The organism is Streptomyces sp. NPDC004609 (assembly GCF_042873655.1).
Taxonomy (GTDB): Bacteria; Actinomycetota; Actinomycetes; order Streptomycetales; family Streptomycetaceae; genus Streptomyces.
The window spans coordinates 57,961-84,734 of record NZ_JBIALS010000012.1 but is presented as its reverse complement, the minus strand read 5'-3'; the positions used below and the strand labels follow the sequence as shown (position 1 = coordinate 84,734).

Below are 26,774 nucleotides of genomic sequence, written 5' to 3'. Positions count from 1 at the left end.
GGCCGGGAACCACTGATCACAGGGAGCTCATGTGCTCGACGCCGACTTCTTCCGCCGCTGGCTGACAGCCGCGGGCGACCTCGTGGACCGGGAGGCGGACCGTCTCACCGAGCTGGACTCGGCCATCGGGGACGCCGACCACGGCAGCAATATGCAGCGCGGGTTCGCGGCGGTCACGGCGGCCCTGGAGAAGGAGTCGCCGGGGACCCCCGGCGCGGTGCTGATGCTGGCGGGCCGGCAGCTGATCGCCACCGTCGGCGGGGCGTCCGGTCCGCTGTACGGGACGCTGCTGCGGCGTACGGGCAAGGCGCTCGGCGAAGCGGCCGTGGTGACGCCCGCGCAGTTGGCCGACGCCCTGCGGGCCGGTGTCGCCGCGGTGGCACAGCTCGGTGGGGCCACGGCCGGGGACAAGACCATGCTGGACGCGCTGGAACCCGCGGTCGAGGCGCTCGGCGACGCCACCGAGTCCTTCGCCGGGGCCGGTGAGGCGGCCGAGCGGGGTGCGCTGGCGACCGTGCCGATGCAGGCGCGCAAGGGCCGGGCGAGCTATCTGGGCGAACGCAGCATCGGGCACCAGGACCCGGGGGCCACCTCGTCCGCCCTGATCGTCGCGGCGCTCGCGCAGGCGGTGTCGGCATGAGCGCGGACGGGCCGGTCGGGATCGTGCTGGTCTCCCACAGCAAGGAGGTGGCCGAGTCCGTCGCCGTCCTCGCCGCGGGTCTCGCGGGCGGCGACTCGACCGCGCCGGTCGCCGCGGCCGGGGGCACCACGGACGGCGGCCTCGGCACCAGCTCCGAGCTGATCGCCGGAGCGGCGGCGGCGGTCGACCAGGGAGCCGGGGTGGCCTTGCTGGCCGATCTCGGGAGTGCGGTGCTGACCGTGAAGGCGCTGCTCGCGGAGGGCGACGAACTGCCCGACGGTGCACGCCTGGTGGACGCACCCTTTGTGGAGGGGGCCGTCGCGGCGGTGGTGACGGCCTCGGCGGGCGGCGATCTGGACGCGGTGGAGGCGGCGGCAGCGGAAGCGTACGCCTATCGGAAGGTCTGAGGCACCCGGCTGCCCGCGGGGCCGGGGAGCAGTCGTCACGGTCCCGCCGCCGGGGCGGGCACCCGTACCGCTTCCGCTGGTGGCCCCGACGGCCGCCCGGAAGCGAACGGGCCGGGACGCGCACGGCGGCAGCCGTCCCGGGTGCCCCGGCTCGTCCCGGGGACGTCGGGGTACGCCGGGGCACCCGCCCGGAGCATCTCGGAACGTCCCGACGACCGTTCGGCCCACCACCGGTGGCAGTACCGCCGCGGCCCTCCTAGCGTCGGTCCCGATAGGTGCGTTTCCTACCATCGGAGGCCTGATCATGCCAGCCAGACGGTGTGCTTCCCTCGCCTCCCTCGCCCTCGTCGGCACCATGGCCCTGGCGGTGGGCGTTCCCACCGCGGCGGCGGAGCCCGTACCGGTCCCGGCCCCAGTCGTCGGCGGCGGGGCTGGAGACGGACTCGGGACCGGGGACGAGTCCGGGGCCGGAGACGAACGCACGCTCGGGACCGCGGACGAGGCACGCGGCGAGGACGAGGTCTCCACCGGTGCCGACGCCGGGGCCGAGACCCGCCCGGGATCCGATCGCGGTTCCGGAACGGGGACGGGAACGGGAGCGGGGACGGGAACGGGAGCGGGGACGGGGAACGACATCACGTCCTTCGGATTCACTGTCACACCCGAGCGGGTCGCGCCGGGTGAGACCGTGACGCTCAACGCGACCGAGTGCGAGTCCCCGGCCGTGACCGCGTCCTCGGGCGTGTTCGAGACCGTGACGCTCACCGAAGGACTCCCGGTGACGGCGAAGATCTTCGAAGACGCCAAACCCGGAGCCGAGTACGAGATCACCTTCGACTGCAAGGGCGAGAAGGGAACGGCGGTCGTCGTGATCGCCTCTGCCTCCCACACGGGCAGCGGAACCCACACCGGAACCGTTACGCACAGGCCGTCCACTCCCGTCAAGCCCGGCGGTGGGGTGAAAGCGGGCGCCGGCGGCAGCCTCTCCGGGCTGAGCCCGGCTCAGATCGCCGTCGGATCCGCCCTGGTGGCGGGGGCGGTCGGCGGCGCAGGTGTCCTCCTGGCGCGCCGCCGCCGTGCCGGGGACGGCGTCTGACGCGGCGCGCCGGACCGCCATGCAGCCGGCCTCGCGACGCGCCACCTGGTGCACACTGCTGTGCGTACTGCTGCTCGGTGTCTTCCTGCTGCGCGCCGAGACCGGCGACGGCGGACCGCCCCGCCCGGAGGCGGCCGCCTCGGCGCGCCCGGAAGCCGCCGCCGCGCTCCCGGCCGCGCCCGGTCCGCTCCCCCACTCCCCGCCGCGCCGGCTCGCCGTCCCGTCCATCGGGGTGGACGCCCCGCTGACGGGGGTCGGCCTGGAGCAGGACGGTTCGATCGAGGCACCGCCGCTCGCGGACGACAATCTGGCCGGCTGGTACACGGGCGCCGCCGCCCCGGGCGGGCGCGGTACCTCCGTCGTCGTCGGCCATGTCGACAACGACCGGGGACCGGCCGTCTTCTACCCTCTCGGCACGCTGAAGCGGGACAGCCGTATCGAGGTCCTGCGCGAGGACGGCAGTACGGCCGTGTTCTCCGTCTACGGCGTCGAGATGTACCCCCGGACGGACTTCCCGGCCGACCGGGTGTACCGCGACGGGCCCCGGCCGGAACTGCGCCTGATCACCTGCGGGGGCACGTACTCGAAGAAGGCGGGCTACGACGGCAATGTGGTGGTCTTCGCGCGGCTCGTCGAAGTCCGCTGACCGCCGGACCGCCATCACCCGGCCGCCATCACCCGGCCGCCGGGGGCCTGTCGCCCGGCACCACCGCCCGTCGGCGGTCCGCACTCCCGGCCCGGCAGCCCACGATGCCACCGCCCGCCCGGCCGGAGCGCTGCCCGGCAGAGCCCGGCCGGGGCGTGCATCGAGGTGCCGGAGACGGCCGGTGAGCAGACGGACGCACGCGGCTCGGACGGAGCAGTTCCGCCAGGGCCCGGTGCCGTCCGGCCCGGCGGGGAGATGGTCCCGCAGCGCGAGCAGAAGGCCGGTGCAGGGGCCGACCCCCCACTCTTATTTGACTGGTCATTCCAGTTACTACTATCGTCGATGGTATGGCAAGGACCAAGGAGTTCGATCCTGACGCGGCGCTTCAGCGGGCCATGGAGCTGTTCTGGCTGAAGGGGTACGAGGCGACCTCGATGGCCGACCTCGTCGAGCACCTGGGGATCGGCCGCGCGAGCGTCTACGCGACGTTCGGCAGCAAGCGGGAGCTGTACCTCAGGGCGTACGACCGCTATCTGGAGAACGGCGTCGACTTCGTCGGACTGCTCTCCCGGCCGGGTCCCGTCCTGCCGGCGGTACGGGCCCTCGTCGAGCGTTACGCGGACGAGGCCGCGGCGGACACGCTGCACCGGGGCTGCCTGGTGGTGAACACGGCCGTCGAACTGGCGCCGCACGACCGGGCGGTGGCCCGGCGGGTCGAGGCGAACTGGGACTTCGTCGAGGGCACCCTGACCTCCGCGCTGGCCAGAGCCCGCGCCCAGGGCGAGCTGTCCGCCGGCAAGGACCCGCGCGCGCTGGCCCGGTTCCTGCTCACGCTGCTGCAGGGGATGCGCGTCATGGGCATGAGCTCGGAGGACCCGGCCCGGCTGCGCGACACGGCCGCGGTCGCCCTGTCCGTACTCGACTGAACCCCGCCCCCGCCCCTGCGGCGCTTCTCCCTGCCCGCATATTGGACCGATCGTTCAATTATGACTTTTCCTCTAAGGAGATCCCATGAACAGCAGCCGATTCCACGGCAAGGTCGCCCTCGTCACCGGCGGCGGCACGGGCATCGGGCGGGCGACGGCGCGCGCTTTCGCCCGTGAGGGCGCGACCGTCGTGGTGGCCGGGCGTGGCACCGAAGCACTGTCCGGGACGGTCGAACTGATCGAGAAGGAAGGCGGCCGGGCGAGTCTGGTGACGGCCGACGTGACCGTGGAGGACGACGTGGCCCGCGTGGTGGAGACCGTCGTCGAGCGCCACGGCGGCCTCGACGTCGCCCACAACAACGCGGGGATTCTCGGCCGCCCCGGCCCCCTCGCCGACCTCGACTCCGACACCTGGCGCCGGGTGCTGGACGTCAACCTGACGGGGGTCTTCCTCTCGATGAAGCACGAGATCCGGCAGATGCGCGCCCGGGGCGGCGGAGCGATCGTCAACACGTCCTCCACTATCGGTCCGCATCTGCGCAGGCCCATGCTGGCCGCGTACGGCACGTCGAAGGCCGGGGTGAGCGCGCTGACGCGGGCCGCCGCCCTCGACCACATCGGGGACGGCATCCGCGTCAACGCGGTGAGCCCGGGGGCGAGTGACGCGCCGATGTCCCTCCTGCCCGGCGAGAGCCCCGAGCAGCGTCATGAGCGGCTCGCGCCCTCCATCCCGCTCGGGCGGGTCGGCACGCTCGACGAGGTCGTCGGCGCCGTGCTCTGGCTCGCGTCCGACGAGGCGGGCTTCGCCGTGGGCCACGATCTGGTCGTCGACGGCGGAGCCAGCGCCTGAGACCGGACGCGGGCCTGCCCGCCCCGCGTCCGGTCCGTGCGCTCAGCCGCGCATTCCGAACAGGAAGCGGGTCACCCGGGTGCGCCGTACCAGGAGTTCGTACGCGGCCGTCGTGAGGATCAGTGAGAAGGCGACGATCACCAGGTACTTGGGCAGCATCGGCCAGTCCCAGCCGACGACCCCGTACGCGACGGCGACGACGACCGGCTGGTGCAGGACGTAGAAGGGCAGAACCGCGGCGGCCAGATACGCGTACACACGCCGTCTCCCGCTCCGCTCCCCGGCGGGCGGGGACGCGGGAGCAGGGGACGAACGACGGGCCAGGAGGCGGCGGTCGAGCAGACCCAGGATCGCGACCAGCCAGAGCCAGCCGGTGAGCCCGAAGAGCGTACGGGCCGTGACGGCCAGCGGGGTCATCGCGGTGAACGGGTCGTCCTGGGTGAGGAACCCGGGCAGCGCCGCCAGGAACAGCACACCGCCGATCCCGGCCGCCAGGGGCGCCTCCCGGCGCATGGCGGCCCGGAACCGGTCGTCGGCGGCGAGGGCGAACCCGCAGACGAAGAAGAGCAGATACGCCCACCGGCTCCAGCCGCCGTACGACTCCTCCAGCCCCAGCACCGCGCTGATCAGCGCGATCGGCAGGGCGGGCAGCAGTACGACACCGCGCCGGGTCACCGCCTCCGCCGCCCGTGCGCGCAGCCGGGCGGCGCCGCCGCCGCGGAACGCGTACACGGGCAGCGCGAGCAGCACGGAGAACGCCAGCAGCAGCACCACGAACCACAGATGACCGGTCTCGAAGTGCTCGCCCTGCACCACGAAGGGGAAGGACGCCGGATCGAAGCGCACGTCGTAGAAACGCGGCAGGAACCGGAGGTAGGACTCGTCGTACGAGGGGTCGGCGGCGCGCAGCCGGAGCCACTGCGGCACGGGCATCATCGTGAGCGTGGTGAAGACGAGCGGGACGCCCAGCCGCAGCAGGCGCTCCTTCAGAAAGCCGCCCGTACCGCGCCGGCGCAGCGAGTACCACGTGCCGAGCCCGGCGATGAGGAAGAGGGCGGGCATGGCCCAGACCACACCGAGCCCGGCGCCGATCATGGTGAGTCCGGTGGTCTCGTCGTTCTTGACGTAGAAGTCGTCCCGCTCGTCGAACACCAGTGCCGCGTGGAAGAAGACCAGTCCGACGACCACGAGGAGCCGGATGGCGTCCAGCTCCGGCCGCCGGTCCGGGGGCGTGGCCCCGGGGGTCTCGGTGCGGGCCTGTGACATCTCCGGGTGCCCCTCCTGTCCGTGCCGCCGCTCGCGCTCGGGAGCGACCAGTGTCGGGGCTGCGGGGGCGGGGCGCCAGTGCGGCACCGGCCGCCCGGCGGCATCGGATCCGGACGGTCGGCGGCGGAGCCGCCGCCGTTCCGGACGACCGTGGAGGGAGGCGGCCACCGGTACGGACGCGGAGGCGGACCGGACGGCCGGGAGCGGGGTACGGACGGGCCCGCCGACCGCGGGGGTGCGGGCCGGCGCGGCGCGGACGCGCGAACGGAGCCCGTGGGCACGGCGCGTGACCGAAACACGGGCAAGGCGCGGGTGGAGCGGGCGGGGGACGGAGCGCGCGGGCACGCTCGGGGCCGTTGTCAGTGGCGGACCCTAGTGTGGGATCGTCGGCGCCTTCGCGTGACGGCGCATCGATCCTGGAGGAGAGAGAGCCATGACGTCCCCCCACCCCACCGGCAGGCTGCTGGACACCGAGGACGGCCGCGATCTGGTGCTCAGCCGTACGATCTCCGGCTCCATGACGGATGTCTGGGCGCATCTGACCGAGTCCGAGCGGACCGCGCGCTGGTTCGGCGCCTGGAAGGGGGAGGCGGGACCCGGCCGGACCATCGAGGTGCGGATGGGGTTCGAGGAGGGCGCACCGTGGTCCGAGGTGGACATCGAGGCGTGCGAGCCACCGCGCCGGCTCGCGGTCAGGACGGCGGACGAGGCCGGGGCCTGGCATCTGGAGGCCCTGCTGTCGGAGGTGGACGGCCTGACGACGGTGGAGCTGATCCAGCATCTGTCACGGGAGAACGAGGCGGGGCTCGGCGAGATCGGCCCCGGCTGGGAGTACTACCTGGACATGTTCACCGCCTCGTACCGGGGCGCCGGGCTGCCGGCGTTCGAGACGTACTACCCGGCGCAGAAGGAGTTCTACGACCGCCTCGGCGGCTGACCCGGGCGCCGGTGGGCCGGGGGCTCAGCCGGTTGCCACCGCGGACCGCGCTGCTCCGGGCCGGCCTGGTAAGCGGTCGCGGGCGGGCGGCGGGCGGCTCCCCGCCCGGTGGTCCACTCGTATGCCGGGCGGACCACCGGCGGACCTGGGCCGACGATTCGACTGGCGGGCCCTTCGCACCGTTCGGGCTACTTGGCTTCTACACGCATAGGAGTCCCCAGCTGGGGTAGATTGGTCTACACCATTGTGCGGACCCGAGGTCACGCACAGAGCGCACGAAGAGACAGGGACGTTCGTGGAAGTTGTCATCGTTCCGGATGCCGCCTCCGGTGGGGAACTCATCGCCGAAGCCATGGCCGAGCTGCTGCGACACAAGCCGGACGCCCTGCTGGGGGTGGCCACCGGCTCGACACCGCTGCCCGTCTACGAAGCCCTCACCGCCAAGGTCCGCGCCGGCGAGGTGTCGGTGTCCGCGGCCCGGATATGCCAGCTCGACGAGTACGTGGGCCTGCCGCACGGCCACCCGGAGTCGTACCGCTCGGTGGTCCTGCGGGAGTTCGTCGCACCGCTCGGCCTGCCCGAGTCCTCGTTCATGGGCCCCGACGGCACCGCCGAGGACGTGGCGGCGGCCTGCGCCGCGTACGACCGCGCGCTCGCGGAGGCCGGCGGTGTCGACCTCCAGTTGCTGGGCATCGGCGGCGACGGGCACATCGGGTTCAACGAGCCGTCCTCCTCGCTCGCGTCCCGCACCCGGATCAAGACCCTCACCGAGCGGACCCGCCGGGACAACGCGCGGTTCTTCGACAGCCTCGAAGAGGTCCCGCACCATGTGATCACGCAGGGGATCGGCACCATCCTGGACGCCCGCCATGTGGTGCTGCTGGCCACCGGCGGGGCCAAGGCCGACGCCGTGGCACTCGCCGTCGAGGGCCCGCTCTCGGCGCTCGTCCCCGCCTCGGCACTGCAACTCCATCCGCACGCCACCGTGGTGGTCGACGAGGCCGCGGCCTCCCGGCTGAAACTCGCCGACTACTTCCGCGCGACCTACGCGTCCAAGCCCGACTGGCAGGGCATCTGACAAATCCGCCACCGGGCGCGGGCCCCGGAAGCGGTGCGGATGTTCCGGCCGGGACGGCGTTTTTGGCCCGGCCGGAACATATCCGGAACAGATTTAGCATTCAACGGCTCATCTTCTCCCCTGAGTTGATACGGTGCGCTCGCTCGGCACTACTCGTGCGTTCAGTCGGCGCGCGGACGTGCGGCCCCGGGGGAACCACATGGACGACGACAGCACCGCCCGCCACGACATCGCCCTGGTCGGCGCGAGTCTGGAGCGGGTCAGAAGGCGGGCCGGACATGTGGTCCGGTACTTCTACGCGCACCTCTTCGCCAACCATCCGCATCTCAGGCCGCTGTTCCCGGCCCTGATGGACGATCAGTACGAACGGCTGTTCACCACGCTGGTCCATGTGGTGGAGCACCTGGACCATCCCGGGCTTCCCGCCCATCTGGAGCGGCTCGGCCGGGACCACCGCAAGTTCGGGATCGTGGAGGAGGACTACGCGGCGGTCGGTGCGAGCCTGGTCGCCGCCGTGCGCCACCACAGCCCGAATCTGTGGGACGAGCGGACGGAGTCGGCCTGGCTGCGGGTGTACGGGCACACCGCCGCGCTCATGGCGGCCGGTGCGCGCCGCGCGGCGGCGGCGCACGAGCCCGCGTTCTGGAGCGCCACGGTCCTCTCCCACCGGCTGCACGGGGACCACACGGCGGTCGTGCGGGCGGCCGTCCGGACCCCGTACCCCTGGCTGCCCGGTCAGTACGCGACCATCGAGCACCCGGAGCTGCCGGGGGTGTGGCGGCCCTACTCGCTGGCGGGCGGGGCGGTCGGCCCCGACCGGGAGCGGGTGCTCGAATTCCATGTCGGCCGGGTGCCGGACGGGCTGCTCAGCAATGTGCTGTGCGACCGCACCGAACCCGGCCAGACCCTGCGGCTCGGGGCGGCCTCGGGATCCGCGCTCACCCCGCCGCCCGGCACCCCCGCCGTCACCCTCATCGCCGCCGGTACGGGCTGGGCCCCCGTCAAGTCGGTCCTCGACGAGCTGCTGCGCCGCCGGCCCGCGCCCCGGATCCGGATCGACGCCGTGGCCCGCGGCGAGGCGCACTTCTACGACGGCGCGTCCCTCGACGACCTTCTGCGCGACCACCCCTGTCTGAGCGCGTACTGGTGGTACCAGGAGCGCGGCGAGGGCCATATACGCGCGGCGGAACGGCTGCACACCCATCTGCGGGGGCGCCGGGACTGGGCGGACGAGCGCGTCTACCTCTGCGGACCGGTGATGTTCGTCGAGGAGACGGCGGCGCTGCTGTACGCGTGCGGGCTGCCGGAGGACTCCCTGATCCGCGATCCGCTGCCGTCGTCGGTCAAACCGCGGGGGCACGTCTCCCACGCCGAGGCGTTCGTCGATCCCGTCCCGGTGAACTGGATCGACCCGGACGCCCGAATCCGGCCGCTGGACGCCCCGGCCGCCGCGCCGCCCGGCACGGTCGCGCACCGGACCCCCGACGAGGACGCGCCCGGCCGGGAGAGCGCGGCGGCCGCGATCAGTGCCTTCCGCGGCGGGCACGGCGGACGGTGATCTCATCCGGCGCGCCGGGGGCACCGCCGCGCCTCCCCCGGTGGCCCCTCCCCCGGCCCGCGCGGAGCGCAACGGGCTCAAAGGGACGTACGGGCTCGGAGGAACTCACGGAAGTGGCATACGGGAGGGCCGGTGACCGCGGTCGGCGCCTCCTGGAGCACCCCGGTGCGGATCCGGCCCCGGATCCGGACGGCGAGCACCACGCTGCACGCGGGGCCCGCGCGACGGCCGCGCCCGGACGCCCGTCAGGGACGGTGATGGATCGGCCCCCGCGTCCGTGCGAGCGGCGCGCCGCTGCCGCCCCAGCGCAGGGCGACGATCTCCGCCGCGATCGACACGGCCACCTCCTCGGGTGTACGGGCCCCGAGGTCGAGGCCGATCGGTGAGCGCAGCCGCTCCAGTTGCGCCTCGGTCAGCCCTCGCCCCCGCAGCTGTGCCATCCGGTCGTCGTGTGTCCTCCGGCTGCCCATCACCCCGATGTAGGCGGCTTCGGAGCGCAGCGCCGCCTCCAGCACCGGAACGTCGAACCGGGGGTCGTGGGTGAGGACGCAGATCACGGTCCGCCCGTCGGTCTCGGTGGCGCCCAGATAGCGGTGTGGCCAGGCGACGACCACCTCCGCGTCCTCGGGGAAGCGCCTCGGGTCGGCGAAGACGGGACGGGCGTCGCACACGGTCACCCGGTAGCCGAGGAACGCGCCGATCCTCGCCACCGCGGCGGCGAAGTCGATCGCCCCGAAGACCAGCATCCGGGGCGGCGGGGCGAACGAGTGCAGAAAGACGGTGACGGCGTCCTCACGGCGCTCTCCGTGGGGGCCGTAGTGGCGGAGGCCGGTCGCGCCGAGGGCGAGTTCCCCGCGCGCGTCGGCGACGACGGCCGCGTCGAGTCCGGCCGTTCCCAGGGTGCCGGAGACGGCGCCGGGCCACACGGCGAGGGTGGCGCCGCGCGGGGCGGGGCCGTCGACGACGGTGGCGGCCACGACCGGCCGGTGCCCCGCGACGGACGCCACGACCTCACCGAACGACGGGTCGGCCGCCGCCGAGACGGGACGGACGAGCACGGTGATCTCACCGCCGCAGGTGAGACCGGCGGCGAAGGCGTCCTCGTCGCTGTAGCCGAAGGTCTCCAGCCGGGCCTCCCCACTCGCCACGACCTCCTTGGCCAGCTCGAAGACCGCTCCCTCCACACAGCCCCCGGAGACGCTGCCGAGGGCGGCGTCACCGGGGCCGACGGCCATGGCCGCCCCGGGGCCGCGCGGGGCGCTGCGGCTGACGGCGACCACCGTGGCGAGCCCGAAGGGGCTGCCGGAGCCGTACCAGCGGCCGAGCGCCGGAAGGATCTCACGCATCGGGCTCACCGCCGCCGGGAGCGTCCCGCACCACGGCCGGGGACGCCACCGCGAGAGGTGTACCCGCTGTCGGCGCCGCCACGGACCGTGTCCCGCGCCCCGGCGTCACCGCGCGCCGCGTCCCCGGGCGTCCCGCAGCCACCGGCCGTACCCCGGAACCCGGTTCCGCCGCACGACGGGCGGCCGCCGCCGGGTGTTCCGGGGCGGCCCGTCCGGGCTGTTCGGCGAGAGCGGCCCGCCCGGCGCACGCCGTTCCGCCAACGGCCGCCCCGACACCGGGGCGTGCCGCGCGGGAGCCGGTCCGCACCCTCCGGTGCGGGCGCGAGCCGACCCGTACCACCCGGTGGGCCGACCGGTGGGGGCCAGGCGCCCGCGCGGTGAAGGGAGCCGGGTCCCCGCCACCGGAGAGCACCACGACGTCGCCTCGGCCGATGCCCCGCCGACTCCTGCGGTCGCGGAGGGTGTGCGGCATCCCGGTGGGCCCGGAGCACGGGCGCGGCCCTGACGGTGCCCGTGCTCCGGGCCCACGACCGGCGATAGGCGGGTCATCGGACCTCCCAGGGGGACAGACTGCGGGGAAAACCACCGTTCTGCTCCGATACGGGCAACTCTAGGCGGCGCCCCCGCGACCCGCGAACCTAAGGCCGCCCGATTTCTCCCAGTTGCGCCTGCTCTTGACGGGTAGCGATGGCGCTGGGCACCGGGGTCCGGTATACGAGACCGGCCGGGAATTCCTTGACTGGGCGGACGTGGCCTTGCTGCAATCAGCGGCATGCGGACACGACTGGACCTCACACGGCGGCGGCATGTCGACCTCGCCCGTGTCTCCAGCGCCTCCTGTCACCGCTTCCCGCCCCGGTGAAGGGCGCTTCCCCTCTCTCGTGACCCCGCCGAACGGCAACGGGCGCCCGGCGCCCGCGTGTTGCGGGCGTACGAACTCCTCCGGCCCGCGTCCCGTCCTGCCCGGCGGTGTGCGCGCACGGTCGCCGACCGACCGTCATCCCCTCTTCTCCCGAAGGACTCTCCATGGCCATCGTCCTGTCCGTCTCCGGCAGCCCCTCCGCCTCCTCCCGTACGAACCGGCTGCTGCGCCACCTGGACCAGCGGCTCGTCCTCCAGGGCCATGAGGTGCTCCCCCTCGACATCCGCACCGTTCCCGCCGACGCCCTGCTCGGCGCCGACTTCGGGCATCCGGCGATCGTCGAGGCCGCCGCGCTGTTCGCGCGCGCCGACGGTGTCGTCATCGGCACCCCCGTCTACAAGGCCTCGTACTCGGGGGTCCTCAAGGCACTCCTCGACCTGCTGCCGCAGCACGCCCTCGCGGGGAAGACCGTGCTGCCGCTGGCCACCGGCGGCACCACGGCGCATGTGCTGGCGATCGACTACGCGCTGCGGCCGGTCCTCAGCTCGATGGGCGCGGCGCATGTCGTCCAGGGCTGGTTCACCCTCGACAAGGACATCACCGTGGGCGACGACACCTCGCTGGCACTAGCCCCCGGGGCGGCCGAGGCCCTGGAGCAGGTGGTGGACCAGTTCTCCGGTGCCCTCGGCAGCCCCGCGGGGCCCGGCGGCCGGGCGGTGCTCGCGGCGGCGGGCTGAGGGCCGCCGCCCGCCGGGTGCGCCCGGCGCGCCCGGCCCGGGGGTCAGCCGCTCCAGGTCCAGTCGGCGACCTCGGGCAGATCCGTGCCGTACTCCCGGATCCAGGTGTGGTGGCGGGAGCGCGCGTCGGCCATCGCCTGGCGCAGGGCGGCGGCGCGCACCCCGAGGCCCGGGACACGGTCGACGACGTCCATCACCAGCCGGTACCGGTCCAGATCGTTGCGGACGACCATGTCGAACGGTGTGGTCGTCGTCCCCTCCTCCTTGTAGCCGCGGACATGCAGGTGGGGGTGTCCCGCCCGGCGGTAGGCGAGCCGGTGGATCAGCCAGGGATAGCCGTGGTAGGCGAAGATCACCGGCTTGTCGCGGGTGAACAGGGCGTCGTACTCGAAGTCCGTCATGCCGTGCGGGTGTTCCCCGTGCGGCAGCAGCCGGGCGATGTCGACGACGTTGACCACCCGCACCGCCAGCCCGGGCGCGTGGCGGCGGAGCAGTTCGGCGGCGGCCAGGGTCTCCTGGGTGGGTACGTCCCCGGCGCAGGCGAGCACCACATCGGGTCCCCGGACTCCCGGCCTGTTGTCCTCGGTCCCGGCCCACTCCCACACCCCGGCGCCCCGGGCGCAGTGGGCGCGGGCTTCGTCCATGGTGAGCCAGTCGGGGCAGGGCTGCTTGCCCGCGACGATCACATTGACGTAGTCGCGGCTGCGCAGCGCGTGGTCGGCGACGGACAGCAGGGTGTTGGCGTCCGGGGGGAAGTAGACGCGGACCACCTCGGGGCTCTTGTCGAGGACGTGGTCGACGAAGCCGGGGTCCTGGTGGGAGAAGCCGTTGTGGTCCTGCCGCCAGACGTGGGAGGTCAGCAGATAGGTCAGGGAGGCGATGGGGCGGCGCCACGGGAGACGGCGGGAGGTCCTCAGCCACTTGATGTGCTGGTTGACCATCGAGTCGACGATATGGGCGAACGCCTCGTAGCACGAGAACAGTCCGTGCCTGCCGGTGAGGAGATAGCCCTCCAGCCAGCCCTGGCACAGATGCTCGGACAGGATCTCCATCACCCGTCCGTCGTGGGCCAGATGCTCGTCGGTAGGCACGATCCCCGCCTGCCACGCCTTGCCGGTCACCTCGTAGAGCGCGTCGAGCCGGTTGGACGCGGTCTCGTCGGGGCCGACGACCCGGAAGTCACGCCGCTCGGCGGTCGCCGCCATCACGGAGGCGAGCAGGGAGCCGAGCACCCGGGTGGGCTCGTGGCTGCCCGCGCCCCGCTTGTCGACCTCGACGGCGTACCGGTCCAGGCCGGGCAGGGGCAGTTCCCGCAGCAGGACTCCGCCGTTGGCGTGGGGCGTGGCGCCGAGCCGGCGGGCGCCGGTGGGAACGCAGGCGAGCACCTGGGGCAGGGGCCGGCCGGCCGCGTCGAACAGTTCCCCGGGACGGTAGGACCGCAGCCAGGCCTCCAGTTGCCGCAGGTGCTCCGGGTGGTCGCGCACCCCGGCCAGCGGCACCTGGTGGGAGCGCCAGGTGTTCTCCACGGGGTGGCCGTCGACGGTGGCGGGTCCGGTCCAGCCCTTCGGCGTGCGCAGGACGATCACGGGCCAGTGCGCCCGTCTCCGTATGCCGTCCCTGCGGGCCGCGCGCTGGATCTCCTCGATCCGGTCCAGGGCCCGGTCCATCGCGGCGGCCATGGCGCGGTGGACGGCCTCGGGCTCGTCGCCGGTGACATGGAGGGGTTCATGGCCGTAGCCGTGCAGCAGTGCGTCGAGTTCGGCCTCCGGGAGGCGGGCGAGGACGGCCGGGTTGGCGATCTTGTAGCCGTTGAGGTGGAGGATCGGGAGCACGGCTCCGTCGTGGACGGGGTCGAGGAACTTGTTGGAGTGCCAGGAGGCGGCGAGCGGCCCGGTCTCCGCCTCGCCGTCGCCGATGACACAGGCCACGAGGAGATGCGGATTGTCGAACGCGGCTCCGTAGGCGTGGCCCAGGGAGTAGCCCAGCTCACCGCCCTCGTGGATCGAGCCCGGGGTCTCGGGTGCCACATGGCTGGGCACACCGCCGGGGAAGGAGAACTGCCGGAACAGCCGCTCCATGCCGCCGGCGTCACGGCTCACGTCCGGATAGGTCTCGGAGTACGTGCCCTCCAGCCAGGAGCCCGCGAGCACGGCGGGCCCGCCGTGGCCGGGCCCCCAGACGCACAGGGCGTCCAGACCGCGCCCGGAGACGACCCGGTTGAGGTGGGTGTAGACGAGGTTGAGGCCGGGTGAGGTGCCCCAGTGTCCCAGCAGCCGGGGTTTGATGTGCTCGGGCCGCAGAGGCTCGGTGAGCAGCGGATTGGCCATCAGATAGATCTGGCCCACGGACAGATAGTTGGCGGCGCGCCAGTGGGCGTCGAGGGCCGCCAGTTCGGTGCCGGTGAGCCTGGTGCCGGCGGTGGTGGTGACGTCGTTCATGGAGGAGTCCTTGTGGGTCCGTCGGGGGTCAGTGCCCGGGGCCGTACCAGAGCGTCGTGATGTTGCAGAACTCCCGGATGCCGTGGGCGGACAGCTCCCTGCCGTAGCCGGACCGCTTGACGCCGCCGAAAGGCAGCGCGGGGTGGGAGGCGGTCATCCCGTTGAAGAAGACGCCCCCGGCCTCGATGTCCCGGGCGCACAGGGCCATCTCGTCCTCGTCCCGGGTCCAGACGTTGGAGCTGAGGCCGAAGGGGCTGTCGTTGGCGACGGCGATCGCCGCGGGGAGGTCGGGGACGCGGTAGACGGTGGCCACCGGTCCGAACGCCTCCTCGCGGTGGATGCGCATGCGGTCATCGACTCCGGTGAGGACGGTGGGCTCGTAGTACCAGCCCTTGTCCAGGTTCGCGGACCTGTCCGTGGACGTGGGCCGGCCGCCGCCGCACAGGGCCCTGGCGCCGTGCTCCAGGGCGTCGTTCACGAGTTCCTCCAGATCGGCGCGGCCCTGCTCGGTGGCGAGCGGGCCGACCTGGACGGACTCGTCCATGGGGTCGCCGAGGACGAGTGCCCGCATGCCCGCGGTGAAGCGTTCGCAGAAAGCGTCGTGGACGTCGGTGTGGACGATGAACCGTTTGGCGGCGATACAGGACTGGCCGTTGTTCTGCACCCGGGCCGTGACGGCGGTGGCGGCGGCCCGGTCCAGATCGGCCGACGGCATCACGAGGAACGGATCGCTGCCGCCCAGTTCCAGGACCGTGTGCTTGACCTCGTCGCCCGCGACGGCGGCGACGGACCGGCCGGCGGGCTCACTGCCCGTGAGGGTCGCGGCCGCCACCCGGCCGTCGCGCAGGATGCCCTCCACCGCTCCCGACCCCACCAGCAGGGTCTGGAAGCAGCCCTCGGGGAAGCCCGCGCGCCGGAACAGGTCCTCCAGGTACAGGGCGGTCTGCGGCACGTTGGAGGCGTGCTTGAGCAGTCCGGTGTTGCCCGCCATCAGGGCCGGTGCGGCGAAGCGCACGACCTGCCAGAGGGGGAAGTTCCACGGCATGACCGCCAGCACCACACCGAGCGGCCGGTAGCGTACGGCCACCCGGGCGGCCCCCGAGTCCCGGATGTCGGCGCCCGAGGGGTGCTCGTCGGCGAGGAGCTCCGCCGCGTGCTGGGCGTACCAGCGCATCGCCTTGGCGCACTTCGCGGCCTCGGCGCGGGCCGCCGCGACCGGTTTGCCCATCTCGGTGGTCATGACGCGGGCGATGCGGTCCTCGTCGGCGTTCAGCAGATCGGCGGCGCGGTTGAGGAGCCGGGAGCGGGTGGCGGGGTCGGTCGCACGGTGCTGCTCGAAGGCGGTCCGGGCGAGCGCGATACGCCGTTCGATCTCCTCCGCCCCGAGGGGGTCGAAGGTGTGGAGCGTCTCACCGGTGGCCGGATTCACCGTGGCGATGGGCATGGGCATGTCCTTCCTCGGGACGTGGTACGGCACAGCGTTCGGGACCTCGCCGCCCGGTCGCGGAACGCATCCGGGCGCCCATGACCTCACGGACGGCGGACGGCCACGCGCACGGCCTGCCGGATGGACGGCCGGCAGGTGCGCGTACGACCGCGGGTGCCTACGGCGGCGGTACGGGCGTACGGCCCACCCGCGCCGCCCCGGACGCACGGAGGTGGGGCGCGGGCCCGTGCCCGCCGTCCGTCCTGCGGCGGGCTCTCGGCGCCAGGGTCGGTTCACGGCCGGGCCGGGGACGGGGTCCGGGGTTCTCGGTCGGGTTCGGGTTCGGGTTCTCGGTCGGTTTCGGTCGCGGGGTGTTGCGGGTGGGCGGCCGGCGTCTGCGGGTGGGCCCTTCGACAGTCGCGCGCCCGGGGCGGTCCCGCAACGCGGCGTACGGTCACGCGGCCCGGCTCTCCAGCCGGAGCTGGACGTCCTTCTCCTGGTCACCGGCCGCTGTGCCCTCCTTCCTGACGTCGAACGCCGCGGCGAGCGTTTCCGTCATCCGGTCGACGGCCCAGTAGCCGCCCTGCATCTCCGCCTCGACGGCGTCGGTGAGCGACACGGGTCCGGCCGGTGGCCCGGCACCCCCGCCGGCGGGGGCCGTGTCGCTCACGTCGAAGGTCGCCGTCCACACGGTCGCGTGGCCCTCGGAGACGTACTCCGGGCGGTCGGAGGCGGCGCGGTCGGAGGCGTACGACCTCCTCAGCACCTGGAAGACGGCATGGGCGTCCTCCTTGGTGCACCCGGTGATGGTGACCGTCACGGGTTCGGCGTGCTGATCGGTCCTGTTCACGGTGATCCCTCGCTCTCCGCACGGTCTGTGCGCTGTTTCCCGGGGGCCTTCCGGGGGCCGCGTCGTGTGCCGCGGGCGTCGGCCGAGGACGGGTGCCCTTGGCGAGGCCCCCGAGGCGTGCGCGGCCCGCGAACAGCGCGTGCGCGGCGACGCCGGCCGGCTCCCGTCGGGCGGCACGGCGCCGGGGCCGTGGCCGTGAACCGGCCCGGCCCGTCGCCTTCCTCCGGTCAGGGGTACGGCTTCCCGGGAGGAACGCCCCCTCCAGGCTGACCCGGTCCGGTGCGGGATGCGAATCGGGCCGCCACAGGCGCGCCGGACCGGGTCCGCCGGAGGGCTCGTCCGGAACCGGCTGCTCGGGGTGGACGGACCCGCTGCGGGGTTCACCGCGGCGGCCGGTGCCCGACTGGTCCGTCCAGGGAAGGTCCCGGCTCAGGGCATCGCCGCCGGGGACGTCCAGGGGGTCCTCGCCCTCGTGGGCCCGCTGGTCGGCCGGGTCCCGGGGCAGCAGGCGGTCCGTGTCGCCCCGGCCGGACGGCCCGTCACCGGTCCGCCGGCTGTCCCGGCCGTCCCGGGCGCCTCCGGAGTCCCTGAAGTCCCCGGATACCCCGAATTCCCCGACGCCATGGACAACTCCTCCTTCGCCTTCGGCACTTCGCCGCTGCTTCGGGTACCCATTCGGCCCGGGGCTGACGGGGTTCTCGATATGTTGAGTGCACAAGCACTTGGTGGCGGCTCCCCCGGCCGGACGGAGCATCCGACATCGCCCGCCCGGGAGGCCGTACGCATGCCGCGCAGGACAGCACAGGAGGACAGCGCCGCGGGCGGGCGCGTCGGTGAGGCCCGCGCAGCCCGGGGAGCCGTCCCCGTCCTGGCGTTCGCGGGGATCACCGTGGCCGTGATGCAGACCCTGCTCATCCCGGTGATCAAGGATCTGCCGGTGCTGCTGAGCACCAGCCCGGCCAATGCCACGTGGGTCATCACCGCCACACTGCTCGCGGGGGCGGTGGCGACCCCGATCATGGGACGGCTCGGTGACCTGTACGGCAAGCGGCGCATGCTGCTCACCAGCCTCGGCATCATGGTCGTCGGCTCGCTGGTCTGCGGATTCACCGACGAACTGGTGACGATGATCGTCGGCCGGGCTCTCCAGGGCTTCGCGATGGGCGCGATACCGCTCGGGATCGGGATCATGCGCGACGTCGTACCGCGCGAGCGGCTCGGCCCGGCGATGGCGCTGATGAGTTCGTCGATCGGGGTGGGCGGCGGTCTGGCCCTGCCGGGTGCCGCGCTGATCGCCTCCCACGCCGACTGGCACGCGCTGTTCTTCACCTCGGCGGGCCTCGGCCTGGTGTCGATGCTGGCCACCGTGCTGGTGGTGCCCGAGCCGTCACTGCGGGCGGGCGGCGGCTTCGATCTGCCGGGGGCGCTGGGCCTGAGCGCGGGCCTGGTGCTGCTTCTGCTGCCGGTCACCAAGGGCGGCGACTGGGGGTGGAACTCCCCCGTCACGCTGGGCATGTTCGGAGCCTCGGCGGCGGTGCTCGCGCTGTGGGGGCTCTGGGAGCTGCGGACCACCGGCCCGCTGGTCGATCTGCGGACGACCGCGCGGCGGGAGGTGCTGCTGACCAATCTCGCCTCGATCATGCTCGGCGCCGCCTTCTACATCGTGTCGCTGATCCTTCCCCAGCTGCTGCAGCTCCCCGTCTCGACCGGTTACGGCCTGGGGCAGTCGATGCTGGTGGCCGGGCTGTGTGTCGCACCGCTCGGGGTGACCATGATGTTCACCGCGCCGGTCTTCGGGCGGATGTCCGCCCGTTACGGCCCGAGGGCCGCCCTGCTCACCGGCATGCTGATCATGGCCGTGGGCTACGGCGCGGGGCTCGGCATGATGAGCGCCGCCTGGCAGACGGTCGCCCTCTCGGTGGTGCTGGGAGCGGGCATGGGGCTCGCGTACGCCTCGCTGCCCGCGCTCATCGTCGGGGCGGTCGATCCCTCGGAGACGGGGGCGGCCAACGGGCTGAACACCCTGATGCGCTCCATCGGCACCTCCACGGCGAGCGCCGTGATCGGCATGATCCTGGCGAACACCTCGGTGTCGATGGGCGGGGTGCTCGTGCCGAGCATGCGGGGCTTCCGGATCTCGTTCCTTGTCGCTCTCGGCGCGGTGCTCGCCGGTCTCGTTCTCGCGGTGCTCCTGCCGTCGCGAGGCGTTCCGAGGCCGCACGCGCGCGGCGCCGGTCCCGGTGCGGAGAGCGGCCCCGCGGCGGATCCGGCCGCGCGGAGCGCCCACACCGGCGCGGACGCCCATACGGCGGCGGGCGCCCGGCGCACCGAGGACTCCGGCCGGGGCCCGGAATCCGGGCGGGCCCCGGGCTCTCAGGCCACCGCCCGCACCCCGCCCGGGGGCTGACGGGGCCCGCGCACCCAGAAGAACACCAGGACGGAGGCGACGGCCGCGACCGCGCACCAGGTGGACACGAACTCGGTGCGCCACAGCAGTGCGCACAGCGCCGCCCCCACCGCGGCCACGGTCCCCAGCAGCCGCAGCACCCGGTCACCGCTCAGCAGGAGCGCGCCGACGGTCGCGAGGAGATACCCGGCGACGACGGCGGCCGGGTGGGGCAGGTCCAGCAGGTAGCCGACGGTACGGTCCCGGATGTCGGCCGTCACCGTTCGGGTGGCCAGGCAGTACGCGAGGACGGCCGCCGTGGCGAGCCCCGCCGCGAGCGGGATCGCGAGCAGCCGCCGGCGCCCGGGTACGGCGAGCAGCACGCCCAGCGGCACCCAGAGCGGCAGCACCGGCAGGGCGATCGCGGCCCAGGCGTCGGTCGCCGGTCCGGTGCCGCCGCCCGCCCGCCACAGCACCGACTCGACGATCTGGTGGGCGCCGAGCAGCAGGGGCAGCGCGGCGATCGGCAGATCACGGGCCCGGCGCACCCGGGAGACGCACAGGATCCCGGCGGAGGCGACGGCGGTGCCGGCCACCAGGTCGGCCGTCGCGCTCCAGCACATACGGGTGGTCCGGCCGCGCCGTCAGCCGTGTCCCAGCCGGCGGTTCGCCAGCACCGGTACGGCGCGCCGTACGGACTCCACCTCGGCGGGGTCCACCTCGGCGACCAGCAGCCCGGGGGCCGCCTCCAGCCGTGACCGTACGGTCCCGTCGGGTCCGACGACCGCGCTGTACCCGATGCCGGCCGGGGCCTTGGTGACGGCGGGCCGCCCCGAGGCGGCCGGGTCGGCCTGGTCCACTGCGGCGACCCAGAGGGTGGCGTCGAGCGCGCGGGCGCGGACGAGCAGTTCCCACTGGTCGCGCTTGCCGGGGCCGTCGCCCCACGAGGCGGGCAGCAGGGTGAGGACGGCCCCGGCGTCGGCGTGGGCCCGGAAGAGCTCGGGGAAACGGACGTCGTAGCAGGTCGCGAGGCCGATCCGGACACCGTCGACATCGACGGTGACGACATCGGAGCCGGCGGCGACGGTGGCGGACTCGGTGAAGCCGAAGGCGTCGTAGAGATGGATCTTGTCGTAGGCGGCCTCGACGCCGGGGCCGGTGGCGAGCAGGGTGTTGGTCACCTTGCCGTCCGCCGCCGGGGTGAACATCCCGGCGACCACGACCAGACCGGCCTCCTTCGCGATCTGCCGCACCTCGGTGGCCCAGGGACCGTCCAGGGGTTCGGCGAGGGGGGGGAGCCGGGTGCCGAAGCAGGCCATGGTGGCCTCGGGGAAGGCGATGACCCGCGCGCCGGAACCGGCCGCGCGCCGCGCCTGCTCCCGTACGAGGGTGAGGTTCCGCGCGGGATCGGGGCCGGTGGTGATCTGGCTCAGGGCGATGCGCATGGATGTCCCCAGGGGTGGAGGAAACGGTCCGGGGTGGACCGGGTGTCACCCACAGAATGCGTCATCGCCCCGCGCGCCACCCGTTCCGGGGCCTGCCGCAGGGATGCCCCGGCCGGGGTGCCGTCCCCGCACCAGAGGGCGCCGGATCCGGCGTTCACGGATCCATGGACGCCGGATTAGTGAACGCCGGTGCCCTTCCCGTCAGCCGCCCTTCGGCGGTTCGTGCAGTCCGAAGGGCGAGCCCTGGTCGTCGTGGCAGAACGTGAAGCGGCCGTAGCGTGCGACCGTCTCGTCGTCCTCCCCGAGGGCGAAGTCGTCGACCGTGCCGCCGAGTTCGACGACCCGGTCGATCGCGGCCTTCAGGTCGTCGACCCGGAAGAAGAGATACGGACCGGCGCCGGGGTCGCTGCCGTGCACCCCGCCGGGGGCACCGGGCGTGCGGATCTCGTAGCCGCCGCCCTCGGACACGCCCTGGCCGAAGGACCAGTCGAACAGTGAGCCGTAGAAGGCACGGGCCCGTTCGGCGTCGCCCACGCCGAGTTCGAAGAAGGAGATCTCACCGGCCATGGCGGAGCCCGCCTTCCCTGAGGTTCCCGTGGTTCCACCGTACGGTTGCACCCCCGGGGTCCGCACCCGTCCGGTCACGGCCGCCCGGGCGGACCCCCGTCACCGGAACCCCCGTCACCGGACCGGACCGCCGCGAGATAGGCGAGGATCGCATCCCGGTTGCGGGCCAGGCAGTCGATCCGCTGCCGGATGCGCTCGGCCTCTGCGTGCAGCAGCCCCGCCGTCTCCTCGGTGAGGCACCGCGGATGGACATGGATCACGTCCGGGTCGGTCGGGAACGGCAGGATTCTGCGGATGATCTCCGTGGTCAGGCCGGAGTCGAGCAGCCCCCGGATCTGCTGGACCAGGTGGACGGCGGAGGGCTCGTACCAGCGGTAGCCGTTGTCGGAGCGCCCGGGGTGGAGCAGATCCTGTTCCTCGTAGTAGCGCAGCATCCTGGTGGGTACGCCGGTGCGCCGGGACAGTTCGCCGATCTTCACGACTCTCCTCACGGCGGCCGGACCTGCCTCACTTGCCTTCACATTGATGTGAAGGTTTCACCATGGTCGCATGTCCAGCACATCGAGGGAGTGCCGCCCTCCCCTGCCCGTCCCCGGTGATTCCCGGCTGCCGTGGTGGGGGCTGACCGCCCTGTTCACGGCGGTTCGGCCGGACCGGGCTGGTGCTCTTCGTGTTCGGTACCGCGACGGTCGCCGGGATCTGGCTCGTGGGAGTGCTGGTCGACCGGCATCCGCGGGCGACCCTGCTCAGCGCCCTGGGGCTCGCGGGCGGGCGGCCCGCCGTCGTAGTGGCCGCGGTGGCCGGGTGGGGCGTGGCGTTCGGCGGGGCGCCGACGCTGTTGCAGACCGCGCTGGTCGACGCTTCGGGCCCGCGGAACGCGGATGTGGCGACGTCCCTGCAGGCGACCGTCTACAACGCGGGGATCGCGGCGGGTTCCCTCACGGGCGGCATCGTCCTGGAGTCCGCGGGCGCCGGTCTCCTGCCGTTCGCCGCGCTGCCGACGGCCGCCGGGGCGCTGGCGGTGGTGGCCGTGGCCCGGCGCGCCTTTCCCGGCCGCCGCCCGACCGGGTGAACCACCGGGCACACCACGCGGCGGGCGCGCTCCGGACACCCCGCGGGCAAATCGGTGGATAGCCCACTCACAGCGAAGAATCACGACCATCGGGGCGAGTGCAAGGTCACAGCGTGTGCCCCTCCTGAACGATTGTGTGCATGACCTAGCATCCGAGCATGACGGTCCTTCCCGACGACGGGTTCTCCCTGGCCGCGGACTTCCCGGACACCTCCCATGAGCAGTGGCAGCGCCTTGTCGCCGGCGTACTGCGCAAGTCGGGCAGGGACGTTCCGGACGCGGCGGCCGAGGAGGCGCTCTCCACGGCCCTGGAGGACGGGCTCACCGCCCGTCCCCTGTACACATCGGACAACGGCGCGGCCGGTGCGGGCTATCCGGGCTTCGCCCCCTTCACCCGGGGCGGCAGGCCCGAGGGCGGCGTGGTCTCCGGCTGGGACGTGCGCCAGCGGCACGACCGCCCCGACCCGGTACGTACCAACGAGGCCGTGCTCGCGGACCTGGAGAACGGGGTCACCTCCCTGTGGCTCTCCGTCGGCGAGTCCGGTGTCCCCGTCCCGGAGATCGCCACGGCCCTCGACGGCGTCCTGCTCGACCTGGCGCCCGTCGTCCTGGACGCGGGTGACGCGTTCGGGGCCGCCGCGGACCGGTTGCTGCGGCTGTACGAGAAGCGCGGCGTCGAGGCCGCGTCCGGCAACCTGGGCGCGGACCCGCTGGGACACGCCGCGCGCACGGGTGCGTACGGCTCCGTACCGGAGCGCACCGCCGAGGCCGTCGCGCTCGCCCGGCGCGTGCGGGACAGCCACCCGGGACTGCGGACGCTGACCGTGGACGCGCTGCCCTACCACGAGGCGGGGGCCTCCCCCGCGCAGGAACTGGGCTGCTCCCTCGCCACCGGTGTCGCGCTGCTGCGCGGTCTCACCGAGGCCGGGTTCTCGGTCGAGGACGCCTGCGCCCAGCTGGAGTTCCGCTACGCGGCCACCGCCGACCAGTTTCTGACGATCGCCAAGTTCCGGGCCGCGCGGCGGGTGTGGGCCAGGGTCGCCGAGGCGAGCGGCGCGCCCGCCGCGGGCGCCCAGCGCCAGCACGCGGTGACCTCGTCGGTGATGATGACCCGGCGCGATCCCTGGGTGAACATGCTGCGCACCACCGTCGCCTCCCTCGCCGCCGGCGTCGGCGGGGCGGACGCCGTGACCGTCCTCCCGTTCGACCACGCGCTCGGCCTGCCGGACGCCTTCGCCCGCAGGATCGCCCGCAACACCTCGACGATCCTCGTGGAGGAGTCGCATGTCGGCCGTGTCGTCGATCCGGCCGGCGGCTCCTGGTACGTGGAGCGGCTGACGGACGAACTGGCCCACGCGGCCTGGGAGTGGTTCCAGGAGATCGAGCGCGCGGGCGGCCAGCTCGCCGCGCTGCGCGCGGGCCTGGTGTCCGAGCGGATCGCGGCCGCCTGGCAGGCCCGCGGAACCGCTCTGGCCCGCCGGCGCGAGCCGGTCACCGGAGTCAGCGAGTTCCCGCTGCTCTCCCAGGCGCCCGTGGAGCGCGACCCCGCGCCCGCCGGGCCGTCCGGGGGGCTGCCGCGGGTCCGCCGCGACGAGGCGTTCGAGGCGCTGCGGAGCCGTTCGGACGCACATCTGGCGGCGACCGGAGCCCGGCCGCGGGTCTTCGTCGCGGCCCTCGGCCCGCCGTCCGCGCACACCGCGCGGGCGTCGTTCACCGCCAACCTCTTCCAGGCGGGCGGCATCGAGCCGGTCCACGACCCGGTCACCGTCGACGCGTCCTCGGCCGCGCGGGCGTTCACCGCCAGTGGGGCCGAGATCGCGTGCATCTGCTCCAGCGACGCCCTGTACGCCGAGCAGGCGGCCCCGGTGGCCGAGGCGCTGAAGGCCGCGGGCGCGCGCCGCGTGTACCTCGCGGGGCGCCCGGGCGAGTGGCGCGAGAGCTGTGAACGGGCCGGGGTGGACGAGTTCGTCTTCGCGGGCGGCGACGCGGTCGCCGTTCTCACCCTGGCACTCGACCGGATCGGAGTGGCGTGATGGGTATCCCCGACTTCACGGAGATCGCGCTCGGGACCGGCGCGCCCGCCGGCTCACCGGACCAGTGGCGTACGGCCGTCAAGGAGTCCACGGGCACGGGCGCCGGCGATCTGGTGTGGGAGACACCGGAGGGCATCGCGGTCAAGCCCCTCTATACGGCCGAGGACCTGGCCGGGCTGGACTTCCTCCACACCTTCCCCGGCGTCGCGCCGTTCCTGCGCGGCCCCTACCCGACGATGTACGTCAACCAGCCGTGGACGATCCGCCAGTACGCCGGGTTCTCCACCGCCGAGGAGTCCAACGCCTTCTACCGGCGCAATCTGGCCGCCGGCCAGAAGGGTCTGTCGGTCGCCTTCGATCTGCCGACCCACCGCGGTTACGACAGCGACCATCCGCGGGTGACGGGCGATGTCGGCATGGCGGGTGTCGCGATCGACTCGATCTACGACATGCGGCAGCTCTTCGACGGGATCCCGCTGGACCGGATGAGCGTGTCGATGACGATGAACGGCGCGGTCCTGCCCGTTCTCGCGCTCTACATCGTGGCCGCCGAGGAGCAGGGCGTGCCGCCCGAGAAGCTGGCCGGGACCATTCAGAACGACATCCTCAAGGAGTTCATGGTCCGCAACACCTACATCTATCCGCCGGTGCCCTCGATGCGGATCATCTCGGACATCTTCGCGTACACCTCGCAGCGGATGCCCCGCTACAACTCCATCTCGATCTCGGGCTATCACATCCAGGAGGCCGGGGCCACGGCCGATCTGGAGCTGGCGTACACCCTCGCCGACGGCATGGAGTATCTGCGGGCGGGCATCGGCGCGGGGCTCGACGTGGACGCGTTCGCGCCCCGGCTGTCGTTCTTCTGGGCGATCGGCATGAACTTCTTCATGGAGATCGCCAAGCTGCGGGCCGCCCGCCTGCTGTGGGCGAAGCTGGTGCGCACGTTCGAGCCGAAGAACGCCAAGTCGCTGTCGCTGCGCACCCATTCGCAGACCTCGGGCTGGTCACTGACCGCGCAGGACGTCTTCAACAATGTGACCCGCACCTGCGTGGAGGCGATGGCGGCGACCCAGGGGCACACCCAGTCGCTGCACACCAACGCGCTGGACGAGGCGCTGGCCCTGCCGACGGACTTCTCCGCGCGGATCGCCCGCAACACCCAGCTGCTGCTCCAGCAGGAGTCGGGTACCTGCCGGGTCATCGACCCGTGGGGCGGCAGCGCGTACGTCGAGAAGCTCACGCACGATCTCGCGCGCCGGGCCTGGCAGCACATCGAGGAGGTCGAGGCGGCCGGGGGCATGGCGCGGGCGATCGACGCGGGCATCCCGAAGCTGCGCGTGGAGGAGGCCGCGGCGCGCACGCAGGCGCGTATCGACTCCGGACGGCAGCCCGTCATCGGCGTCAACAAGTACCGCGTCGAGACGGACGAGCAGATCGATGTGCTGAAGGTCGACAACTCCTCCGTGCGCGCACAGCAGATCGCCAAGCTGCGCAGGCTGCGCGAGGAGCGCGACGAGACGGTGTGCCGGGACGCGCTGCGGGCGCTGACCCGGGCCGCCGAGCGGGGTCCGGGTCCCGGCCCCGACGGCAATCTGCTGGCGCTCGCCGTGGACGCGGCGCGCGCGATGGCGACCGTCGGAGAGATCTCGGACGCCCTGGAGGCGGTGTACGGGCGCCACTCGGGCCAGATCCGTACGATCTCCGGTGTGTACCGGAACGAAGCAGGCGGGTCCCCTTCCGTGGAACGCACCCGGGCGCTGGTCGACGCGTTCGGCGAGGCCGAGGGCCGCCGGCCGCGCATCCTGGTGGCCAAGATGGGCCAGGACGGACACGACCGCGGGCAGAAGGTGATCGCCACCGCCTTCGCCGACCTCGGCTTCGACGTGGACGTCGGCCCGCTGTTCCAGACCCCGGCCGAGGTGGCCCGGCAGGCGGTGGAGGCCGATGTGCACATCGTCGGCGTCTCCTCGCTCGCGGCCGGACATCTCACGCTGGTGCCCGCGCTGCGCCGGGAGCTGGCGGCCGAGGGCCGGGAGGACATCATGATCGTGGTGGGCGGGGTGATTCCGCCGCAGGACGTGGAGACCCTGCTGGGCGAGGGGGCGGCGGCGGTGTTCCCGCCCGGCACGGTGATCCCGGACGCGGCGCACGACCTGGTGCAGACCCTGGCCGGCTCGCTCGGCCACGAGTTGTGAGACCGTGCCC

24 protein-coding genes are annotated in these 26,774 nt (G+C 73.4%); 15 read left to right on the top strand and 9 right to left on the bottom strand.

The features are described 5' to 3' along the window. Positions 1–31 precede the first annotated feature (31 nt). From dhaL to ACFYT4_RS14625, 6 genes are all read left to right on the top strand, one after another. A complete protein-coding gene (gene dhaL, locus ACFYT4_RS14650; RefSeq protein ID WP_389268203.1) occupies positions 32–640 on the top strand; it encodes a dihydroxyacetone kinase subunit DhaL in 609 nt (202 codons plus the stop codon). Beyond that, positions 637–1,047: a PTS-dependent dihydroxyacetone kinase phosphotransferase subunit DhaM gene (locus ACFYT4_RS14645; RefSeq protein ID WP_389268201.1), complete on the top strand. Its 411-nt coding sequence runs from the start codon at positions 637–639 to the stop codon at positions 1,045–1,047. Before dhaL ends, ACFYT4_RS14645 begins: the two co-directional genes overlap by 4 nt. A gap of 304 nt (positions 1,048–1,351) precedes the next feature. Then, positions 1,352–2,143 carry a hypothetical protein gene (locus ACFYT4_RS14640; protein ID WP_389268199.1) on the top strand — a complete coding sequence of 264 codons (792 nt, stop codon included), beginning with the start codon at positions 1,352–1,354 and terminating at the stop codon, positions 2,141–2,143. Between the two features lie 19 nt (positions 2,144–2,162). After that, the gene (locus tag ACFYT4_RS14635) at positions 2,163–2,789 is read left to right on the top strand and encodes a class F sortase (RefSeq protein WP_389268197.1); all 627 of its coding nucleotides are present in this window, start codon (positions 2,163–2,165) and stop codon (positions 2,787–2,789) included. A gap of 347 nt (positions 2,790–3,136) precedes the next feature. Further along, on the top strand, positions 3,137–3,715 hold the full coding sequence (locus ACFYT4_RS14630; RefSeq protein ID WP_389268195.1) for a TetR/AcrR family transcriptional regulator: 579 nt from the start codon (positions 3,137–3,139) through the stop codon (positions 3,713–3,715). Positions 3,716–3,800: 85 nt separating this feature from the next. Beyond that, positions 3,801–4,565 (top strand): SDR family NAD(P)-dependent oxidoreductase, encoded by a 765-nt coding sequence (locus ACFYT4_RS14625; RefSeq protein ID WP_389268193.1) that lies wholly within the window; start codon positions 3,801–3,803, stop codon positions 4,563–4,565. Positions 4,566–4,607: 42 nt separating this feature from the next. Here ACFYT4_RS14625 and ACFYT4_RS14620 read toward each other — a convergent pair whose 3' ends face one another. Further along, a complete protein-coding gene (locus tag ACFYT4_RS14620; RefSeq protein ID WP_389268191.1) occupies positions 4,608–5,831 on the bottom strand; it encodes an acyltransferase family protein in 1,224 nt (407 codons plus the stop codon). Positions 5,832–6,264: 433 nt separating this feature from the next. Here ACFYT4_RS14620 and ACFYT4_RS14615 point away from each other — a divergent pair, with 433 nt between their 5' ends. The 3 genes from ACFYT4_RS14615 (at position 6,265) to ACFYT4_RS14605 (ending at position 9,404) form a co-directional block, all read left to right on the top strand. After that, the gene (locus ACFYT4_RS14615) at positions 6,265–6,768 is read left to right on the top strand and encodes an SRPBCC family protein (protein WP_389268189.1); all 504 of its coding nucleotides are present in this window, start codon (positions 6,265–6,267) and stop codon (positions 6,766–6,768) included. 295 nt (positions 6,769–7,063) lie between these two features. Continuing rightward, positions 7,064–7,846, top strand: coding sequence for a glucosamine-6-phosphate deaminase (nagB, locus tag ACFYT4_RS14610; protein WP_389268187.1), 783 nt, complete (start codon positions 7,064–7,066; stop codon positions 7,844–7,846). A gap of 199 nt (positions 7,847–8,045) precedes the next feature. After that, positions 8,046–9,404: a globin domain-containing protein gene (locus ACFYT4_RS14605; protein ID WP_389268185.1), complete on the top strand. Its 1,359-nt coding sequence runs from the start codon at positions 8,046–8,048 to the stop codon at positions 9,402–9,404. A 245-nt stretch (positions 9,405–9,649) separates the two neighbouring features. On the opposite strand, the gene ACFYT4_RS14600 is transcribed toward ACFYT4_RS14605, so the two are convergent. Further along, complete coding sequence (locus tag ACFYT4_RS14600; RefSeq protein ID WP_389268183.1) at positions 9,650–10,750, bottom strand: XdhC family protein; 1,101 nt, start codon at positions 10,748–10,750, stop codon at positions 9,650–9,652. Between the two features lie 772 nt (positions 10,751–11,522). On the opposite strand from ACFYT4_RS14600, the gene ACFYT4_RS14595 reads away from it, so the two are divergent. Together ACFYT4_RS14595 and ssuE are read left to right on the top strand one after the other, a co-directional pair. Beyond that, positions 11,523–11,612 carry a putative leader peptide gene (locus ACFYT4_RS14595; RefSeq protein WP_389268181.1) on the top strand — a complete coding sequence of 30 codons (90 nt, stop codon included), beginning with the start codon at positions 11,523–11,525 and terminating at the stop codon, positions 11,610–11,612. 164 nt (positions 11,613–11,776) lie between these two features. Next, positions 11,777–12,349, top strand: a complete 573-nt coding sequence (gene ssuE / locus ACFYT4_RS14590; RefSeq protein ID WP_389268179.1) for an NADPH-dependent FMN reductase — start codon at positions 11,777–11,779, stop codon at positions 12,347–12,349. 44 nt (positions 12,350–12,393) lie between these two features. Here ssuE and ACFYT4_RS14585 read toward each other — a convergent pair whose 3' ends face one another. The 3 genes from ACFYT4_RS14585 to ACFYT4_RS14575 form a co-directional block, all read right to left on the bottom strand. Further along, a complete protein-coding gene (locus ACFYT4_RS14585; protein ID WP_389268177.1) occupies positions 12,394–14,787 on the bottom strand; it encodes a phosphoketolase in 2,394 nt (797 codons plus the stop codon). A 28-nt stretch (positions 14,788–14,815) separates the two neighbouring features. After that, positions 14,816–16,231 (bottom strand): NADP-dependent succinic semialdehyde dehydrogenase, encoded by a 1,416-nt coding sequence (locus ACFYT4_RS14580; RefSeq protein ID WP_389268175.1) that lies wholly within the window; start codon positions 16,229–16,231, stop codon positions 14,816–14,818. A gap of 436 nt (positions 16,232–16,667) precedes the next feature. Continuing rightward, the gene (locus ACFYT4_RS14575) at positions 16,668–17,063 is read right to left on the bottom strand and encodes a hypothetical protein (RefSeq protein WP_389268173.1); all 396 of its coding nucleotides are present in this window, start codon (positions 17,061–17,063) and stop codon (positions 16,668–16,670) included. 784 nt (positions 17,064–17,847) lie between these two features. Between ACFYT4_RS14575 and ACFYT4_RS14570 the strand changes: the two genes are divergently transcribed. Then, on the top strand, positions 17,848–19,470 hold the full coding sequence (locus ACFYT4_RS14570; protein ID WP_389268171.1) for an MFS transporter: 1,623 nt from the start codon (positions 17,848–17,850) through the stop codon (positions 19,468–19,470). Here the strand turns inward: ACFYT4_RS14570 and ACFYT4_RS14565 are convergent. The 4 genes from ACFYT4_RS14565 to ACFYT4_RS14550 form a co-directional block, all read right to left on the bottom strand. Beyond that, positions 19,437–20,072: a DUF6629 family protein gene (locus ACFYT4_RS14565; RefSeq protein ID WP_389268169.1), complete on the bottom strand. Its 636-nt coding sequence runs from the start codon at positions 20,070–20,072 to the stop codon at positions 19,437–19,439. The two genes, ACFYT4_RS14570 and ACFYT4_RS14565, sit on opposite strands and share 34 nt — an antisense overlap. Positions 20,073–20,093: 21 nt before the next feature. Further along, positions 20,094–20,894: a carbon-nitrogen hydrolase family protein gene (locus tag ACFYT4_RS14560; RefSeq protein ID WP_389268167.1), complete on the bottom strand. Its 801-nt coding sequence runs from the start codon at positions 20,892–20,894 to the stop codon at positions 20,094–20,096. A gap of 201 nt (positions 20,895–21,095) precedes the next feature. Beyond that, positions 21,096–21,461 (bottom strand): VOC family protein, encoded by a 366-nt coding sequence (locus ACFYT4_RS14555; protein WP_389268165.1) that lies wholly within the window; start codon positions 21,459–21,461, stop codon positions 21,096–21,098. Positions 21,462–21,535: 74 nt separating this feature from the next. Beyond that, positions 21,536–21,940 (bottom strand): MerR family transcriptional regulator, encoded by a 405-nt coding sequence (locus tag ACFYT4_RS14550; protein WP_389268163.1) that lies wholly within the window; start codon positions 21,938–21,940, stop codon positions 21,536–21,538. Between the two features lie 191 nt (positions 21,941–22,131). Between ACFYT4_RS14550 and ACFYT4_RS14545 the strand changes: the two genes are divergently transcribed. The 3 genes from ACFYT4_RS14545 (at position 22,132) to scpA (ending at position 26,764) form a co-directional block, all read left to right on the top strand. Beyond that, positions 22,132–22,533, top strand: coding sequence for a hypothetical protein (locus tag ACFYT4_RS14545; protein ID WP_389268161.1), 402 nt, complete (start codon positions 22,132–22,134; stop codon positions 22,531–22,533). A 158-nt stretch (positions 22,534–22,691) separates the two neighbouring features. Further along, positions 22,692–24,566 carry a methylmalonyl-CoA mutase family protein gene (locus ACFYT4_RS14540; protein WP_389268159.1) on the top strand — a complete coding sequence of 625 codons (1,875 nt, stop codon included), beginning with the start codon at positions 22,692–22,694 and terminating at the stop codon, positions 24,564–24,566. Then, entirely contained in the window at positions 24,566–26,764 is a 2,199-nt protein-coding gene (gene scpA / locus ACFYT4_RS14535) for a methylmalonyl-CoA mutase (RefSeq protein WP_389268157.1), read from the top strand. The genes ACFYT4_RS14540 and scpA overlap by 1 nt, the downstream gene beginning before the upstream one ends. Positions 26,765–26,774 lie beyond the last annotated feature (10 nt).

Excerpts from the sequence above, each read along its gene's own strand:
- ACFYT4_RS14560 (WP_389268167.1), bottom strand. The coding sequence starts at position 20,894 with ATGCGCATCGCCCTGAGCCAGATCACCACCGGCCCCGATCCCGCGCGG.
- ACFYT4_RS14640 (WP_389268199.1), top strand. The coding sequence starts at position 1,352 with ATGCCAGCCAGACGGTGTGCTTCCCTCGCCTCCCTCGCCCTCGTCGGC.
- ACFYT4_RS14540 (WP_389268159.1), top strand. The coding sequence starts at position 22,692 with ATGACGGTCCTTCCCGACGACGGGTTCTCCCTGGCCGCGGACTTCCCG.
- ACFYT4_RS14620 (WP_389268191.1), bottom strand. The coding sequence starts at position 5,831 with ATGTCACAGGCCCGCACCGAGACCCCCGGGGCCACGCCCCCGGACCGG.
- ACFYT4_RS14565 (WP_389268169.1), bottom strand. The coding sequence starts at position 20,072 with ATGTGCTGGAGCGCGACGGCCGACCTGGTGGCCGGCACCGCCGTCGCC.
- ACFYT4_RS14635 (WP_389268197.1), top strand. The coding sequence starts at position 2,163 with ATGCAGCCGGCCTCGCGACGCGCCACCTGGTGCACACTGCTGTGCGTA.
- ACFYT4_RS14570 (WP_389268171.1), top strand. The coding sequence starts at position 17,848 with ATGCCGCGCAGGACAGCACAGGAGGACAGCGCCGCGGGCGGGCGCGTC.
- ssuE (WP_389268179.1), top strand. The coding sequence starts at position 11,777 with ATGGCCATCGTCCTGTCCGTCTCCGGCAGCCCCTCCGCCTCCTCCCGT.
- ACFYT4_RS14615 (WP_389268189.1), top strand. The coding sequence starts at position 6,265 with ATGACGTCCCCCCACCCCACCGGCAGGCTGCTGGACACCGAGGACGGC.
- ACFYT4_RS14600 (WP_389268183.1), bottom strand. The coding sequence starts at position 10,750 with ATGCGTGAGATCCTTCCGGCGCTCGGCCGCTGGTACGGCTCCGGCAGC.
- ACFYT4_RS14580 (WP_389268175.1), bottom strand. The coding sequence starts at position 16,231 with ATGCCCATCGCCACGGTGAATCCGGCCACCGGTGAGACGCTCCACACC.
- ACFYT4_RS14585 (WP_389268177.1), bottom strand. The coding sequence starts at position 14,787 with ATGAACGACGTCACCACCACCGCCGGCACCAGGCTCACCGGCACCGAA.
- ACFYT4_RS14595 (WP_389268181.1), top strand. The coding sequence starts at position 11,523 with ATGCGGACACGACTGGACCTCACACGGCGGCGGCATGTCGACCTCGCC.
- ACFYT4_RS14555 (WP_389268165.1), bottom strand. The coding sequence starts at position 21,461 with ATGGCCGGTGAGATCTCCTTCTTCGAACTCGGCGTGGGCGACGCCGAA.
- scpA (WP_389268157.1), top strand. The coding sequence starts at position 24,566 with ATGGGTATCCCCGACTTCACGGAGATCGCGCTCGGGACCGGCGCGCCC.
- ACFYT4_RS14625 (WP_389268193.1), top strand. The coding sequence starts at position 3,801 with ATGAACAGCAGCCGATTCCACGGCAAGGTCGCCCTCGTCACCGGCGGC.
- ACFYT4_RS14605 (WP_389268185.1), top strand. The coding sequence starts at position 8,046 with ATGGACGACGACAGCACCGCCCGCCACGACATCGCCCTGGTCGGCGCG.
- ACFYT4_RS14645 (WP_389268201.1), top strand. The coding sequence starts at position 637 with ATGAGCGCGGACGGGCCGGTCGGGATCGTGCTGGTCTCCCACAGCAAG.
- ACFYT4_RS14630 (WP_389268195.1), top strand. The coding sequence starts at position 3,137 with ATGGCAAGGACCAAGGAGTTCGATCCTGACGCGGCGCTTCAGCGGGCC.